Annotated in this window: 17 protein-coding genes; 11 read left to right on the top strand and 6 right to left on the bottom strand. The window is 70.5% G+C overall.

Annotated elements, in window-relative coordinates:
* Positions 1–234 precede the first annotated feature (234 nt).
* The 3 genes from rfbD to QM634_RS04780 are packed head-to-tail and all read left to right on the top strand — an operon-like array spanning position 235 to position 3,066.
* Positions 235–1,107 (top strand): dTDP-4-dehydrorhamnose reductase, encoded by an 873-nt coding sequence (rfbD, locus tag QM634_RS04790; RefSeq protein WP_415041631.1) that lies wholly within the window; start codon positions 235–237, stop codon positions 1,105–1,107.
* Positions 1,108–1,117: 10 nt separating this feature from the next.
* A complete protein-coding gene (locus QM634_RS04785) occupies positions 1,118–1,996 on the top strand; it encodes a glycosyltransferase family 2 protein (protein ID WP_415041630.1) in 879 nt (292 codons plus the stop codon).
* On the top strand, positions 1,993–3,066 hold the full coding sequence (locus QM634_RS04780) for a sugar phosphate nucleotidyltransferase (protein ID WP_415041629.1): 1,074 nt from the start codon (positions 1,993–1,995) through the stop codon (positions 3,064–3,066). The genes QM634_RS04785 and QM634_RS04780 overlap by 4 nt, the downstream gene beginning before the upstream one ends.
* On the opposite strand, the gene QM634_RS04775 is transcribed toward QM634_RS04780, so the two are convergent.
* Positions 3,063–3,758, bottom strand: a complete 696-nt coding sequence (locus QM634_RS04775) for a class I SAM-dependent methyltransferase (protein ID WP_415041628.1) — start codon at positions 3,756–3,758, stop codon at positions 3,063–3,065. The two genes, QM634_RS04780 and QM634_RS04775, sit on opposite strands and share 4 nt — an antisense overlap.
* Before the next feature lie 14 nt (positions 3,759–3,772).
* Positions 3,773–4,381, bottom strand: coding sequence for an O-methyltransferase (locus QM634_RS04770; protein ID WP_415041627.1), 609 nt, complete (start codon positions 4,379–4,381; stop codon positions 3,773–3,775).
* 202 nt (positions 4,382–4,583) lie between these two features.
* On the opposite strand from QM634_RS04770, the gene sigE reads away from it, so the two are divergent.
* The 4 genes from sigE (at position 4,584) to tatB (ending at position 7,592) form a co-directional block, all read left to right on the top strand.
* Complete coding sequence (gene sigE / locus QM634_RS04765; protein WP_415041626.1) at positions 4,584–5,201, top strand: RNA polymerase sigma factor SigE; 618 nt, start codon at positions 4,584–4,586, stop codon at positions 5,199–5,201.
* A gap of 93 nt (positions 5,202–5,294) precedes the next feature.
* On the top strand, positions 5,295–5,693 hold the full coding sequence (locus QM634_RS04760) for a zf-HC2 domain-containing protein (RefSeq protein WP_415041625.1): 399 nt from the start codon (positions 5,295–5,297) through the stop codon (positions 5,691–5,693).
* Entirely contained in the window at positions 5,693–7,180 is a 1,488-nt protein-coding gene (locus tag QM634_RS04755) for a trypsin-like peptidase domain-containing protein (protein ID WP_415041624.1), read from the top strand. Before QM634_RS04760 ends, QM634_RS04755 begins: the two co-directional genes overlap by 1 nt.
* A gap of 7 nt (positions 7,181–7,187) precedes the next feature.
* A complete protein-coding gene (tatB, locus tag QM634_RS04750; RefSeq protein ID WP_415041623.1) occupies positions 7,188–7,592 on the top strand; it encodes a Sec-independent protein translocase protein TatB in 405 nt (134 codons plus the stop codon).
* Positions 7,593–7,605: 13 nt separating this feature from the next.
* On the opposite strand, the gene QM634_RS04745 is transcribed toward tatB, so the two are convergent.
* The 4 genes from QM634_RS04745 to QM634_RS04730 form a co-directional block, all read right to left on the bottom strand.
* Complete coding sequence (locus QM634_RS04745; protein ID WP_415041622.1) at positions 7,606–8,748, bottom strand: Mrp/NBP35 family ATP-binding protein; 1,143 nt, start codon at positions 8,746–8,748, stop codon at positions 7,606–7,608.
* A 15-nt stretch (positions 8,749–8,763) separates the two neighbouring features.
* On the bottom strand, positions 8,764–9,861 hold the full coding sequence (locus QM634_RS04740) for a lytic transglycosylase domain-containing protein (protein ID WP_415041621.1): 1,098 nt from the start codon (positions 9,859–9,861) through the stop codon (positions 8,764–8,766).
* A gap of 166 nt (positions 9,862–10,027) precedes the next feature.
* Positions 10,028–10,561, bottom strand: a complete 534-nt coding sequence (locus QM634_RS04735) for a DUF1003 domain-containing protein (protein WP_415041620.1) — start codon at positions 10,559–10,561, stop codon at positions 10,028–10,030.
* On the bottom strand, positions 10,558–11,862 hold the full coding sequence (locus tag QM634_RS04730) for a magnesium transporter MgtE N-terminal domain-containing protein (RefSeq protein ID WP_415041619.1): 1,305 nt from the start codon (positions 11,860–11,862) through the stop codon (positions 10,558–10,560). The genes QM634_RS04735 and QM634_RS04730 overlap by 4 nt, the downstream gene beginning before the upstream one ends.
* Positions 11,863–11,905: 43 nt before the next feature.
* On the opposite strand from QM634_RS04730, the gene QM634_RS04725 reads away from it, so the two are divergent.
* Genes QM634_RS04725 through QM634_RS04710 form a run of 4 tightly spaced genes read left to right on the top strand, consistent with a single transcriptional unit; the run spans position 11,906 to position 15,557 of the window.
* A complete protein-coding gene (locus QM634_RS04725; RefSeq protein ID WP_415041618.1) occupies positions 11,906–12,391 on the top strand; it encodes a general stress protein in 486 nt (161 codons plus the stop codon).
* A gap of 43 nt (positions 12,392–12,434) precedes the next feature.
* Positions 12,435–13,868 (top strand): extracellular solute-binding protein, encoded by a 1,434-nt coding sequence (locus QM634_RS04720; protein ID WP_415041617.1) that lies wholly within the window; start codon positions 12,435–12,437, stop codon positions 13,866–13,868.
* Complete coding sequence (locus tag QM634_RS04715) at positions 13,765–14,739, top strand: carbohydrate ABC transporter permease (protein ID WP_415041634.1); 975 nt, start codon at positions 13,765–13,767, stop codon at positions 14,737–14,739. Before QM634_RS04720 ends, QM634_RS04715 begins: the two co-directional genes overlap by 104 nt.
* Positions 14,740–14,741: 2 nt before the next feature.
* Complete coding sequence (locus QM634_RS04710; RefSeq protein WP_415041616.1) at positions 14,742–15,557, top strand: carbohydrate ABC transporter permease; 816 nt, start codon at positions 14,742–14,744, stop codon at positions 15,555–15,557.
* Positions 15,558–15,559 lie beyond the last annotated feature (2 nt).

Genomic DNA, 15,559 nt, shown 5'->3' with positions numbered 1-15,559 from the left:
GCCTTCGCGCTGCTGGGGATCCGGGCGGCGCGGCGCCTGCGCCGGATCGCGCCGGGGCGCGTCGGCCGGACGTCGGACGCGGCGCGTCGGGGTGGCTTTCTCCACGGCGGACCCGTTCTCCCTTGATTCTCCAGAGGCAGCTGTTACCAGAGTGCATGAATCACTCTACTGATGCATTTGGGGATTGAGGGGGAGCGCAACGCCGGATGAATGGCATCGGTCATGATGAAGACCATGCGTGTTCACGTGACCGGGGCGACGGGCCAACTGGGTTCGGTGCTGCGCGCCACCGCGCCCTCGACGGCGGGTTTCGTCGGCCTGTCGTCCGCGGAGCTGGACGTGGCCGACGGGTCGGCCGTGCAGCGGTGGGCGGCGGAGTCACTCGCGCCGGGCGACGTGATCGTGAACTGCGCGGCCTACACCCGTGTCGACGACGCCGAGACCGATGCCGCCGCGGCCGCCGCGGTGAACACCGACGGCCCGGCCCACCTCGCCGCGGCGTCGGCGGCACGGCGTGCGCGCCTGGTGCACCTGTCCACCGACTACGTCTTCGACGGGCCGGTCGCGCCGGCGGCAAGCACCCGCACCGCGCCGTACGAGCCGGACGACGTCGGCTCAGAGCCGCCCAGCGTTTACGGTCGCACCAAACTCGCCGGGGAGCGCGCCGCCCGTGCCGCGGACCCCACCGCGACGATCGTCCGCACCGCCTGGGTCTACCGGGGTGGCGCGGGGGACTTCGTCGGAACCATGCGCCGCCTGGCCGCCGAGCGGGACCGGATCACCGTCGTCGACGATCAGCTCGGCTCGCCCACCTATGTCGGCGACCTCGCCCGGGGCCTCTGGGAGCTGATCACCGCCGACGCCGGTCGCGGCGCGGTGCTCCACGCGACCAACGGCGGCCAGACCACCTGGTGCGGGCTGGCCAAGGCCGTGTTCGAGGCGGACGGCCTCGACCCCGACCGCGTCGTGCCGTGCACGACCGCCGACTTCCCGCGGCCGGCGCCGCGTCCGGCCTACTCGGTGCTCTCGCCGCTCTCCTGGTCCGCCGCGGGCCTGCGCCCGCTGCCCGATTGGCGCGATGCCCTGACCCGGGCGCTGGTTCGTTAGGCTGTCCGGCGTGACTGATCAGCTCGCCGTGGTGACGGTGACGTACTCGTCGGGCGACTACCTCCGCTCGTTCCTGGAGACGTTGGCGCACGCCACCGACCTGGACCCGCGTGTGGTGATCGCCGACAACGGTTCGGACGACGGCGCCCCCGAGGCCGCCGAGCGCGATTACGAGCGGGTCACCCTGCTGCACACCGGCGCGAACCTGGGATACGGCGGCGCGATCAACCGGGCCGTCGCACAGATCGACCCGGCGGTCGAGTTCCTCCTCGTCGCCAATCCGGACGTCGCGTGGGGCCCCGGCTCGATCGACGAGCTGCTGGCCGCCGCCGGGCGGTGGCCGAAGGCCGGTGCGTTGGGCCCGCTCATCCGCGAGCCCGACGGCTCGGTCTACCCCTCGGCGCGCCGCGTCCCCCATCTGGTCTCGGGCACCGGACACGCGCTGCTCGGGGCGGTGTGGAAGAACAACCCGTTCACCAGGTCCTACCTCGACGACGAGCGCACCGACACCGAGCGCCCGGTGGGCTGGCTCTCCGGTTCCTGCCTGCTGCTGCGCCGCACCGCCTTCGACGAGATCGGCGGCTTCGACGACGACTACTTCATGTTCATGGAGGACGTCGACCTCGGCGACCGCCTCGGGCGCGCCGGGTGGCAGAACGTGTTCGTGCCGACCGCCGAGATCCTGCACACCAAGGGCCACGCGGCCAGCAAGAACCCCGAGCTGATGCTGCCGGCGCACCATCGCAGTGCCTACAAGTTCCAGGCCGACCGCAACCCGGGTCCGCTGCGCGCACCGCTGCGCTGGGGGCTGCGCGCCGGGCTGGCGATACGATCACGAGTCGCCGTGCGGCTGGCGCGGCGCGAACTCGACCGTGGAGGAGAGCAGTGACCAAGGACGTGCAGGCCGTCATCCTCGTCGGCGGCAAGGGCACCCGCCTGCGGCCGCTGACGCTCTCGGCGCCCAAGCCGATGCTCCCGACCGCGGGCAAGCCCTTCCTGACGCACTTGCTGTCGCGGATCAAGGCCGCCGGGATCGACGACGTCGTGTTGGGCACCTCGTTCAAGGCCGAGGTGTTCGAGGAGTACTACGGCAGCGGCGAGTCGCTCGGCATGAACCTGCGCTACGTCACCGAGGTCGAGCCGCTGGGCACCGGCGGCGGCATCCGCAACGTCCTCGACGAGCTGACCGCGCCGGACATCCTGGTCTTCAACGGCGATGTCCTGGGCGGCACCGACGTCGCCGACGTGCTGGCCACCCATCGCGAGTCGGGCGCCGATGTGACCCTGCACCTCGTGCGGGTCGGCGATCCGCGCGCCTTCGGTTGTGTCCCCACCGACGCCGACGGTCGCGTCACCGCCTTCCTGGAGAAGACCCAGGACCCGCCGACCGATCAGATCAACGCCGGCACCTACGTGTTCAAGCGGGAGGTCATCGAACAGATCCCCGCCGGGCGCCCGGTGTCGGTCGAGCGCGAGGTGTTCCCCGAGCTCCTGGCCCGCGGTCGCCACGTGCAGGGCCACGTCGACCAGTCGTACTGGCGCGACATGGGCACCCCCGAGGACTTCGTGCGCGGCTCGGCCGACCTGGTGCGCGGCATCGCTCCGTCGCCGGCGCTCGGTGACCGCCACGGCGAGTACCTCGTGCAGGACGGCGCGAAGGTCGGCAAGGGCGCGCTGCTGATCGGCGGCACCGTCGTCGGCGCCGGTGCGACCGTCGGCCGGCGTGCGCGCCTGGACGGCGCGGTGGTCTTCGACGACGCGGTCATCGACGACGGCGCAGTCGTCGAGCGGAGCATCGTGGGACGTGGTGCGCGCATCGGCAAGCGCGCGCTCGTGCGCGACACGGTGATCGGCGACAACGCTGTGATCGGCGCCGACTGCGAACTGCTGCGCGGCGCGCGCGTGTGGCCCGACGTCGAGATTCCCGACGGCGGCATCCGCTTCTCGACCGACGTCTAGACACTGTCGGCGGGTTTGGTCCATTCGGCCGTGTAGCGAAACCCGAGCCGCCAGCGTATGCGGCTGTCGGGCAGGTGTTGATCGAAGAGGCGCCGCAGCTCGGTGAAGGTCAGGTCGGGTTCTTTGACTGGGAATGGTGGGGGAGTCGGTGCCGCGTCGCGCACCGGGCGCGGGTGTTTGACGATGCCGATGATCGGATTGGTCACCATAGAGGCGTAGTCCCACAGATGGTCGATGAGGGTGTCGCGGCGGGCCAGTCCGACCACCAGGAACCGTCCACCGGGGGCCAGCAGCTGCTCGACCCGCTCGAGGACGGCAGGTGTGTCGAGGTGGTGCAGGACGGCGGTCATCGTGATCAGATCCAGGCCGGTGTGGTCGTCCGAGGCGAAATCGACCCACCCGCCACCGGTGACTGACACGTTCGGCTGGTCGACGGTTCGCCGCGCGGCCGCGGCGCGCATGTCGGCGTCCGCGTCGCACCCGATGACCCGATCGAACTCGGGAGCCAGCCTGGTAAGCAACTCACCGCGGCCGCAGCCGATGTCGACGGCTGTGCGGCGGTGCTCGGGCAGTCCGCGCATGATCCACGGGATGAACGCGTCGTTGTGGCTCCACGGGTGGCGCGCGTTGAGACGTTGCAGGCGGCCCGCGGCTGCACGAATAGCGCGGTTCGACGCCGTTCGCGGGTCCATCGCAGACGCCAGGGTCAGCGGGCCTTCGCGGCCGCCAACAGCCCGGTGCCCAGCGGGATGACCACCGGCAGGAACCGGTCGTCGTCCGCGATGACGAGCGCCGCTTCACGCACCGCCTCTGCGGCGGCGCCCTTGCGCTTGGGACTCAGCTTGTCGGCGTGGTGCAGCACGACGACTCCGCCTGGGCGCAGGATGCGCATCGCTTCGGTGACGTAGCGCGGGTGGTCGAGCACCTCGCCGTCCAGGAACACCAGCTCGTAGCTGGCATCGGCCAGGCGCGGCAGCACCTCGGTGGGAGAACCGTTGATGAGCCGGGTTCGTCCGACCGGGATGTCGGCGGCGGCGAAGGACTCGCGGGCGGCCTGCTGGTACGCCGAATCCGGGTCGATCGTGGTCAGCACCCCGTCGTCGGCCATGCCGGCGAGCAACCACAATCCGGAGACGCCGACGCCGGTGCCGACCTCGACGACCGACTTGGCGCCGGCGGCCGTCGCCAGCAGTGCGAGCAGGGCGCCGACGGCGGGGGAGACGGTGGGTGCGCCCAGTTCCTCGGCGCGGGCACGGGCGGCAGCCAGCGCGTCGTCCTCGACGATCGCCGATTCGACGTAGGTGTTGTCGCTCACGACTATGAGACTAGGCCACGGTCGGCCGCGATCCTTAGACAACACTCAGGCCGCTCATACGGCCGCCACAATCGGCTCGACAAGGGTAGGGGTCAGACAGCAGTCGGCTCCGCCGCATCGGAATACAACTTCGGCGCACGGATGTTGACAGTGAACGAGTCGGCCCCACCCGTGGTCGGCCGCCGAAAGGGGACGCACCACGATGACGACCCGCACCACCCTGCCCTCCGACGAGGCCACCGCCTTCGACGAGAGCACGACCGTCGGCACGGCACGGTTCGACGCGACCGGCGACGCGAGCCTGATGCCGTCGTGGGACGAGCTGGTCGCCGAGCACGCCGACCGGGTCTACCGCCTGGCCTACCGCCTCTCGGGCAACCAGCACGACGCCGAGGACCTCACCCAGGAGACCTTCATCCGGGTGTTCCGTTCGCTGTCCTCCTACCAGCCGGGCACCTTCGAGGGCTGGCTGCACCGCATCACGACCAACCTGTTCCTGGACATGGTGCGCCGTCGCTCCAAGATCCGCATGGAGGCGTTGCCCGAGGACTACGACCGCGTCCCCGGCGACACCCCCGACCCGCAGCAGATCTTCGCCGACGCGAACCTCGACCCGGTGTTGCAGGCCGCGCTGGACCAGCTCCCGCCGGAGTTCCGCGCCGCGGTCGTCCTGTGTGACATCGAGGGCCTGTCCTACGAGGAGATCGCCGCGACCCTGGACGTCAAGATGGGCACCGTGCGCAGCCGCATCCATCGCGGCCGCCAGAGCATCCGCGACTACCTCGCCGCCAATGAGGCGGAGTGGGGGCGCAGCCGCTAGTCATTCACCCGCTCCGGGAACCACTCTGCGCGCTGAATCGTTGGTAGGTTCGGATAAGCTGCGAAGAGCAGGCGACAACAGGTGGGAGCGGCGGTGAACTTCTTGGATCCGGGTCGATGGACCCCCACGTCGTCGTCGTTGCGACCCAACACCGACTACCGCGCCCCGGGCACGCTGGGCGGCCGCCCGTTCGCCTCCACCGAGCACCTCTCGACCGAGGCCGTCGCGGCCTACGTCGACGGTGAGCTCGGCGGTACCGCGGTGTCGCGGGCCGATGCCCACCTGGCCCTCTGCGCGACCTGCGCCGCCGCGATCGAATCGCAGAAGGCGGCCCGCGCGGCGCTGCGCAACAGCGGCTCGGCGATCACCGCCCCGATGAACCTCCTCGGTCAGCTCTCCCAGATCCCGACCCGCGAATTCGATGTCAACCAGGTCGCGGACCGCGTCGACGAAGCGTCGCGCCCGCGCGGATTCTTTCGACGAGGCCGTTAGTGACCAACGAAGACCAGTGGGCCGACCGGGGCGCCATCATCCCGCCGCACCAGCAGCCCAAGCCGCCGTCGCGCCGCCATGCCCCGGTCTCCCCGGAGACCACCGCCGTGTTCGGCCGGCCCGACGGGGTCGACGGTTCCTTTGACGGGGACGGCGACGATCGGCCCGGGCGTCCGCAGCCCGCCGTCGCCGCACCCGACCCGGTGCTCGCCGAGGCCTTCGGCCGCCCGGCCGACGCGACCGAGTCCCTCGCCCGTGACCCCGACGCCCGCTTCGGCGAGGACGACCAGCCGCCGGCGCCCGAGGACCCGTGGCGCGATCCGGACAGCCCGGCCCGACTGTCGGCACCGGCGAAGTCACGGCCCGAGGCCGTCGACCCGGTCGACCCGGGCCCCAAGCTCGGTGTCCGCGAAGTCCTCCTCGGTCACCGCATCGCCTGGCCGGCGCTGCTCACCCTGGGAGCATTGGCCCTGGTCATCGGCTTGATCGGTGCATTGGCCGGCGCCTTCCTGTCCGGCGGCGGCTCGTCGTCGAGCGGGGAGACGGTCAGCCTGCCGGTCAACCACAAGGGCGGCGACGTCCCCGAATCGCCGGTGTCGCGCGTCGCGCAGGCGGTGGAGAAGTCGGTGGTGTCGATCCGGGTGCGCACCTCCGGTTCGCTGGCCACCGGGTCGGGCGTCGTCATCGACCCCAAGGGCTATATCGTCACCAACAACCACGTGGTCGCCTCCGGCGCCGAGGACAAGTCGGCCGTCACCGAGGTCGTCTTCTACGACCGCACCCGCGTGCCCGCGACGATCGTCGGCCGCGACCCGCTCAGCGACCTGGCCGTCGTCAAGGTCGACAACGTCAAGAACCTCTCGGTGGCGGCTCTCGGCGACTCGGACAAGGTCCAGGTCGGCGAGGAGGTCGTCGCCTTCGGCTCGCCCCTCGGCCTGGACCGCACGGTCACCAGCGGCATTGTCAGCGCCACACACCGCGCACTGGCCCTGCCGCCGTCGGAGACCGACGACGAGGCGGTCATCGACGCCATCCAGACCGATGCGGCGATCAACCCGGGCAACTCCGGCGGCCCGCTGGTCGACGCGAAGGCACGGGTCATCGGCATCAACACGATGATCCAGACCACCAGCGGTGGCTCGATGGGGCTGGGATTCGCGATCCCCATCAACCAGGTGCGCCCGGTGGTCAAGACCATCGTCGAGCACGGCAAGGTCGTGCACCCGCAGGTCGGACTCAACACCGTCACCGCGCGGAACTCCAAGGTCATGGGCGCCGAGGTGCGCAACGTCGTGGCCGGCAGCGCGGCCGAGAAGGCCGGGATCCGCGAGAAGGACGTGATCACCAAGTTCGACGGGCGGGTCATCGAGTCCTCCGACGAGCTGGCGGTCGCGGTCCGCGGCACCACCGTCGGCAAGAAGGTCGACTTCACCTACTGGCGCGACGGCCGCACGTTCACCGGTTCGATCACGCCGACCGGCGACTAGGCCCACCGTGTTCGCCAACGTCGGCTGGGGCGAGATCCTGGTGCTGGTCGCGGCCGGCCTGATCATCCTCGGCCCCGAGCGGCTGCCGGGGGCCATCGCCTCGACGCTGTCCTGGGTGCGCAAGGCCCGCGACTACGTCACCGGCGCCTCGGCCGAGCTGCGCGAGGAGTTGGGGTCGGATTTCGACGGGCTGCGCGAACCGCTGCAACAGCTGAACGAGCTGCGCTCGACCAATCCGCGCACCCTGGTCACCAAACACCTGCTGGGCGGCGACGATTCACTCCTGGACCCGAAGACCTACACGGATCTGCCGGACAAGCGGTCGGCGTCATCGTCCCCACCGCAGTCCGCCGCTGAGCCGCGGAAGCCGGGGCGGGGCCGGCACGACATCGCCGACTGGGACGCCACCTAGCCGGTCTCCGTCGTCAGTCGCGCCGGGCGGTGTCGATGCCCAGGCTCATGCCCGCCAGTCCGCGCCGCTGAACCGCGAGCTTGTCGGCGATGCCGCGAAGGGCCTTGCCGGCCGGCGAATCGGGCGCCGACAGCACGACCGGCACACCGGCGTCACCGCCCTCGCGCACGGCCGGTTCCAGCGGCACCCGTCCCAGCAGCTCGACGTCGGCCCCGATGGCGCGGCTCAGCCGCTGCGCCACGCGCTCGCCGCCGCCCTCGCCGAAGGGGTGCATCGTCGAGCCGTCGGGCAGCTCGAGCCACGACATGTTCTCCACGACGCCGAGCACCTTCTGCCGCGTCTGCAGCGCGATGGCGCCGGCGCGCTCGGCGACCTCGGCGGCCGCCTGCTGCGGAGTCGTGACGACGAGGATCTCGGCGCCCGGGATCAGCTGGGCGATCGAGATGGCCACGTCGCCGGTCCCCGGCGGAAGGTCGAGCAGCAGGATGTCCAGGTCGCCCCAGTACACGTCGGCGAGGAACTGCTGCAGCGCCCGGTGCAGCATCGGGCCGCGCCAGGTCACCGGGGTGTTGCCGTCGGTGAACTGGCCGATCGAGATGAACTTCACGCCGTGTGCGATCGGCGGCATGATCATCTGCTCGACCTGCGTCGGCTTGGCGTCGTTGCCGAGCATGCGGGGCACCGAGTGGCCGTAGATGTCGGCGTCGAGCACACCGACCGACAGGCCGCGCTGCGCCAACGCGGCGGCGAGGTTGACCGTCACACTCGACTTGCCCACGCCACCCTTGCCGGAGGCGACCGCGTAGACCCGGGTGAGCGAACCCGGCTGGGCGAACGGAATGACCGGTTCGGCGCGGTCGCCGCGCAGTTTCTTGCGCAGCTCGGTGCGCTGCTCGTCGTCCATCACGTCGAGACCGACGGTGATCGCGCCCGCGCCGGGCACGTCGGCCACCGCCGCGCTGACCCGATCGCTGATCTCGGTGCGCATCGGGCACCCGGAGGTGGTCAGATACACGACCACGTCGACGGCGCCGTCGTCGCCGACGGTGATCGACTTGACCATCCCGAGTTCGGTGATGGGTTTGCCGATCTCGGGGTCGTCGACCTTGCTCAGCGCCGCGCGGATCGCGGATTCGGAAGGGGCGGTGGTACTCATCGCCCTCCAGTCTAGTTAGCGCGCCACCCCGGGCAGGGTCGGGCCCGGCTGGACCTGGGGTCGTGCGGCATCGGGGGCCGGTCGTGCACCGCGCTCGCGCTGGCCGGCCCGGGGACCGGCGGGGGCCTGCTTGGGTCCGCCGAACTCGGGCGGCAGGCACACGATGAAGCAGTCCGGCTTCTTGGGCTTGACCTTCTTCTCGGTCTTGGCGGCATCGCCGGTGTCGACGTCCCGGCCGTCGTCGGCGGCCCGCGGGTCGTCGATCGCCTCACCGGGCTTGCGGGCGCGGTCGCCGCGTCGGCGGTCCTTCGCGTCCTTCGGGTTGTCGACCGGCGTGGCGTGCATGTCGGGAATGCCCTCGGTCGGCATCACGCCGGTCGAATACGCGGCGGCCCAGGAGAGCACGTTGGTCACGTAGGCCATCGAGTGGTTGTACCGGTACACCGCGGCGACCTTGTTGTTGCCGGCCATGATGTCGCTGACTCCCGCACACAGGTAGCGTCCGGCCGAATATGTCGAGTCGAAGATGTTCTGCGGATCGGCCTTGCCGTCGCCGTTGGCGTCCGACCCCCACGTCGCCCACGTGCTCGGGATGAACTGCATGGGGCCCATCGCGCGGGCGGCGTTGCCCTGGGAGTCCAGGATCACGGCGTTGCCGGCGAGGGTGCCGTCGAGCGCGGGGCCGTGGATCTGGGTGCGGACGTTGCCGTACTCGTCGACGTTGCCGTTGCCGGCGTGCCCCGACTCGATGCGGCCGATGCCGGCCAGCAGGTACCACGGCAGCTTGCAGGCGGGGCTCTCGGTCGCCATGCGGGTCGCCGCGAGTTTGTAGGCCTGCAGGACGACGCCGGGGATGCCCAGCGGGCCGTTGGGGATGCCGAAGGCGAGCCGGAACTGCGGGGAGATCATCGGATCGCCGGCCTTTGGCGGGGCAAAGGCGGCGGCGGCCGTGTTCTCGGTGATCGAGGCGATGCCGGCGACCTGCGTGACACTGGCCGCCTCACCGGCCCGGGCGGCCGGTCGGGCCCCGTCGGCGATGGTGCTCGAGGAAGCCGCCCCCAGTACCAACGCGCTGATGGCCGTCGTCCCCAGACCCGCAGTCAGCACGCGCACGGCTGCGCGCCCACGAGGGCGCGTCGGCCCCTGAGCGCGGCGCCAGAACGCAATGCCAGTCATGTGAATCTCACCCCGTTGTGTGCTTCCCACCCCGACAACCGGTGTGTCCTATACCACTGCACAGCATAAACGACATGGCCAGACGGGGTGCACGGACCCGGGATTACCGCTTGGGAGCCGCTTTCGGCTCCGGGGTGTCCTCGTCGTCGCCGGGCTTGTCGGCCAGGCGGTCCACGAGGTCGTCGAGAAGGTCGTCGAGTTCCTTGCGCAGGTAGTCGCGGGTGACGGTGTCGCCGACGGCGAGGCGCACCGCCGCCAATTCGCGGGCGAGGAACTCGGTGTCGGCCTTCGTCTCGGCCGCGCGCAAACGGTCCTCCTCGAGGGCGACGCGGTCGCGGTTCTCCTGCCGGTTCTGCGCGAGCAGGATGAGCGGGGCGGCATAGGCCGCCTGGGTCGAGAAGGCCAGGTTCAGCAGGATGAACGGATACGGGTCCCAGTGGTGGATGAAGCTGAGCAGGTTCAGCACGATCCACACGACCACCACGACGGTCTGGATGGCCAGGTAGCGGCCGGTCCCCAGGAACCGCGCCACACGCTCGCTGTAGACGCCGACCACGTCGGCGTCGAGCGTGAAGAACTTCGGGCGACGACGATCCGACGGCTGGTCGAGGCGGCGCCCGGCGCCGCGGCTGCTCATCGGCCGCCCCCGCTCGCGAGGTCGAGCGGGGTGTTCGGCTCGGGTTCGGTGTCGCGCCAGTCGTCGGGCAGGATCTCGTCGAGCAGGTCATCGACGCTGACCGCCCCCAGCAGGTGGCCGTCCTCGTCGACGACGGGCGCGCAGACCAGGTTGTAGGTCGCGAAGTAGCGGGTCACCGCCTCCACCGAGTCCTCCGGGTGCAGATGGCCCAGATCGGTGTCGAGCAGGTCGCCGACCAGGGTGGCCGGGGGGTTGCGCAGCAACACCTGCAGGTGGACGCAGCCGAGGTACTTGCCGGTCGGCGTCTGCGTCGGCGGGCGCACGACGAACACGATGCTGGCGGCCGCGGGGGTGATCTCGGGGTCGCGCACCCGCGCCAGGCCTTCGGAGACCGTCGTGGCCGCGGTGACGATGAGCGGTTCGGGCGTCATCATGCCGCCCGCGGTGTCGGGGGAGTGGGTGAGCAGTCGACGGACCGGCTCGGACTCCTCGGGCGCCATCAACGACAGCAGGCGCTCGGCCTCGCCCGGCGGCAGTTCGCCGACGAGGTCGGCGACGTCGTCGGGCTCCATCGCGCCCAGGACGTTGCGGGCGCGCCCGGTTCCCATCACCGCGATCAGCGACTGCGCATCGTCACTGGGCATCTCCTGCAGGATGTCGGCCAGCCGCTCCTCGTCGAGGGCGGCGGCGATCTCCTCGCGGCGCTTGGCCGGCAGTTCGCGCAGGACGTTCGCGGCGTCGGCCGGGCGCATGCCGTCGAGTTGCATCAGGATGGCCGCCACGCCCTGTCCGGGCAGGTTGAGGGCCGTCTGTGTGAGGCCCTGCACGTGCGCCCAGTCAACGACGTGGATCTCGCCGCGGCGCGGCAGGCGCATCCGGCTCGCCCGCACGGCCACGCGGGTCACCAGCCAATCGCGCGTCTTGCCGCGCTCGATGCCGAGGTCGACGACGGTGAAGTCGCCGTCGGCCACCTCGGCCAGGTCGGGATCGGTCACCCGCACGCGCGTGTCGAGGACCTGCCCGACGGCGAGGGCCTCGCCCGGGCGCAGGTGCAGCTTGCGCATGCTGACGGTTCCGGTGTTGAGCGTGACCTTGTGCGGGTCGACGCCGGTGACCCGCAGGATGGGGACGAAGATGCGCCGACGGTTGGTCATCTCCACGGCCAAGCCGAGGACGCGCGGGGGCAGGCCGGACAGGCGGATCGCGATGACCACGTCGCGGACGCGGCCGATTGATTCGCCGTCGGGGCCGAGAACGGCGAGCCCTACTAGTCTGGCTACGAAGACCTTGCTCACCGACATGGTCACTAGCCTAGTGGCCCGGTGCGCAAAGAAAGGGCAAGGGATGCAGCCACAACAATCGGGTCGCCCGGCGACCCCCGGGTTGCCGACGCCGCCGTCGGGGTGGCCGATCGGTTCCTACCCGACGTACGCGCAGGCGCAGAAGGCCGTCGATTTCCTCTCCGACGAGGGGTTCCCGGTGCAGAACGTGACGATCGTGGGCGTCGACCTGATGCAGGTGGAACGCGTGACCGGCCGCCTGACCTGGGGTCGGGTGATCATGCAGGGCATCGGCGGCGGCGCCATGCTGGGCCTGTTCGTCGGCCTGCTCGCCTCGATGTTCGTCCAGCCCGCGGTCACCGCGCTGTTCCTGGGCGTCTTGGGCGGCATCATCTTCGGCGTGGTCTCCTCGGCCGTTCCGTATGCGATGATGCGCGGTCAGCGCGACTTCGCGTCCACGATGCAGCTGGTCGCCGGGCGCTACGACGTTCTCTGTGATCCGACCACCGCCGAGCGGGGTCGGGATATGCTGACGCGGCTCTCGCTCTGACTGAGGAGTTCCGCTGAACACGCGTCGTTTCGTCCTGCCCGCAGTGCTCGCCGTCGCCGCTCCCGTGGCGGTGGCCTGCAGCGCCGCCACCCCGGCCGACACCCTCACCGCCTACGTCCCGGGCAACGACGCTGCTGCCATCGAATCGGTGGCCGCGGGCTGCACCGACGGGTATCGGATCTCGGTGGTGAAGCTGCCCAAGGACGCCGACGGGCAACGACTGCAATTGGCGCGACGACTGGCCGGCAACGACTCGTCGGTGGACATCTACACGATGGACGTGACGTGGACCGCCGAGTTCGCCGGCGCCGGCTGGGCACGACCCGTGCCCGACGACTTGGCCGCGACGCTGCGCTCCACCACGTTGGGCGGCCCGATGCAGACCGCGACCTGGCGGACCGCCGGCGACTCGTCGCCCCGGTTGTACGGGGTCCCGACGTGGACGAATTCGCAGCTGCTCTGGTACCGGCCCGACCTGCTGCGCCGCTACGTCAAACGGGACACCCCGCCGCGCACCTGGGATGAGCTGCTCGCCGACAACGAGACGGTGCGCAAGGGCGTGATCGCCGAGAACGCCGCCTCGCCGCCGCACATGCGCAAGGCGGTGCCGAGCTACATCATGGCGCAGGGCGCGCAGTACGAAGGACTGGTCGTCTGGTTCAACTCGCTGCTGGCCAGTGCGGGCGGGTCGGTGCTGGACCCGGCGGACCCCGGGCGCGTCACCTTGAACGACACGCCGCAGCACCGCGCCGCGACGGTGCGGGCCCTGCGGACCCTCAAGGCGATCGCCACGGCGCCCGGCGCGGATCCGTCGCTGTCGAACAACACCGAGGATCCGGCGCGGCTCGGAATGGAGCGCGGGCTGGCGACCTTTGAGGTCAACTGGCCGTACGTGTACTCCTCGATGCGGTCCAACGCGGCCACCGCCACCGACGCGAACCAGCAGGTGCCGTTCTTCCCGGAGATGACCGAGTTCGCCGACGTCTTCGCGCCCGACGCCGCCGAGCCCACCGGCGCCGATCTGGCCCGTGCCAACCGTGTTCTCGCGACCCGGTTCGCCTTCGCCCCGTACCCCGGGGTGGACCCGTCGACGCCCGCGCGGTCCACGCTGGGCGGGATGAACCTGGCCGTGTCGACACGGTCGGCCAAGGCAGAACTCGCCTGGCGCGCGGTCCGGTGCCTGACCAGCATCGACGCGCAGCGCCAGTACGCGCTGAAGGCGTCGCAACCGCCGACCATCTCGGCGCTGTACGACGAGCCGGCCTTCCGGGCGGCGTTCCCGATGGGCGACGTGCTGCGCGAACAGGTCAGCGACACCCGGGCCGCCTCCCGACCGGCCACCCCGGCCTACTCGACGCTGTCGACCATGCTGGCTGCCAAGCTGCACCCCGTTGGCGCGTGGGATCCGGACAAGCTGGTCGACGAGTTGGCCGATGCGGCGCGCAAGGCGCTCGTGGGCGAAGGGTTGGTGCCCTGAGATGAACGGTGACCGTCGGCTGGCCTACCTGTTGATCACCCCTGCCGCGCTGCTGATGGCGCTGGTGACCGCCTATCCGGTGGGATACGCGCTGTGGCTCTCGTTGAACAAGGTGTCGCTCACCGCGCCCGGCAAGAGCGAGTTCGTCGGGCTGGGCAATTACGCGACCGTCCTGTCCGATCGCTACTGGTGGAGTGCGTTGGGCGTGACGCTGCTGATCACGGTGGTGTCGGTGGCGCTGGAACTGGTCCTCGGTCTCGCCATCGCGATGGTCATGCACCGCACCATCGTCGGGCGGGGGACCGTGCGCACGATGGTCCTCATCCCGTACGGCGTGGTCACCGTCGTCGCCGCCATGTCCTGGTACTACGCGTGGACCCCGGGGACCGGCTACCTGGCCAACCTGCTGCCGGACGGATCGGCGCCGTTGACGCACCAGCTGCCGTCGCTGGCGATCATCGTGCTCGCCGAGGTGTGGAAGACGACGCCGTTCATGGCGCTGCTGCTGCTGGCGGGCCTGGCCCTCGTGCCCGACGACCTGCTGCGTGCCGCCCACGTCGACGGCGCCGGCGCGTGGACGCGGCTGTGGCGGATCACCCTGCCGCTGATGAAGCCGGCGATCCTGGTCGCGCTGCTGTTCCGCACGCTGGACGCCTTCCGGATCTTCGACAACATCTACGTGCTCACCAAGGGGGCGAACGGCACCGGGTCGGTCTCGATCCTCGGCTACGACAACCTGTTCAAGGCGTTCAACCTCGGCACCGGGTCGGCGATCAGCGTTCTGGTGTTCCTCTGTGTCGGCGTGATCGCCGCACTGTTCATCAAGGGCTTCGGGGCGTCGGCTCCCGGCGCCGATGCGCAGGGTCGGTGATCATGGACAAGCGCAAACTCGGCTGGTCGGCGATCAACCTGCTGGTCGTGCTGTACGCGATGATCCCGATGCTGTGGATCCTGAGCCTGTCCTTCAAGTCGAACCCGACGGACGGCAAGCTGATCCCGGTCGACCCGACGCTGGCCAACTACCGCGACGCCTTCGCCTACCGGGGCTTCACCAGTGCGCTGGTCAACTCGATCGGCGTCGGTCTCATCACGACGGTCATCGCCGTGGTCATCGGCACCATGGCGGCCTACGCCATCGCCCGGCTGGACTTCCGCGGCAAGAAACTCCTCGTCGGCGCGACGCTGCTGATCGCGATGTTCCCGCAGATCTCACTGGTGACACCGTTGTTCAACATCGAGCGGCGACTCGGCCTGTTCGACACGTGGCCCGGCCTGATCCTGCCGTACATCACGTTCGCGCTGCCGCTGGCGGTGTACACGCTGTCCGCGTTCTTCCGGGAGATCCCCTGGGACCTGGAGAAGGCCGCCAAGCTCGACGGCGCCACGAGCGCCCAGGCGTTCCGGCGGGTCATCGTCCCGCTGGCCGCGCCCGGCGTGGTGACCGCGGCCATCCTGGTGTTCATCTTCTCCTGGAACGAGCTGTTGCTCGCGCTGTCGCTGACCTCGAGCGACAGGGCGATCACCGCGCCGGTGGCGATCACCAACTTCACGGGCGTCTCGGAGTTCACCGAGCCGACCGGGCAGATCGCGGCCGCCGCCGTGGTGATCACCATCCCGATCATCGTTTTCGTCCTCATCTTCCAACGTCGAATCGTCGCCGGGTTGACCTCCGGCGCGGTGAAGGGGTAGCC

This window comes from Gordonia sp. (in: high G+C Gram-positive bacteria) (genome assembly GCF_047606305.1).
GTDB lineage: Bacteria > Actinomycetota > Actinomycetes > Mycobacteriales > Mycobacteriaceae > Gordonia.
The sequence above is the reverse complement of the archived record's forward strand: the minus strand, read 5'-3'. Positions and strand labels throughout refer to the sequence as shown.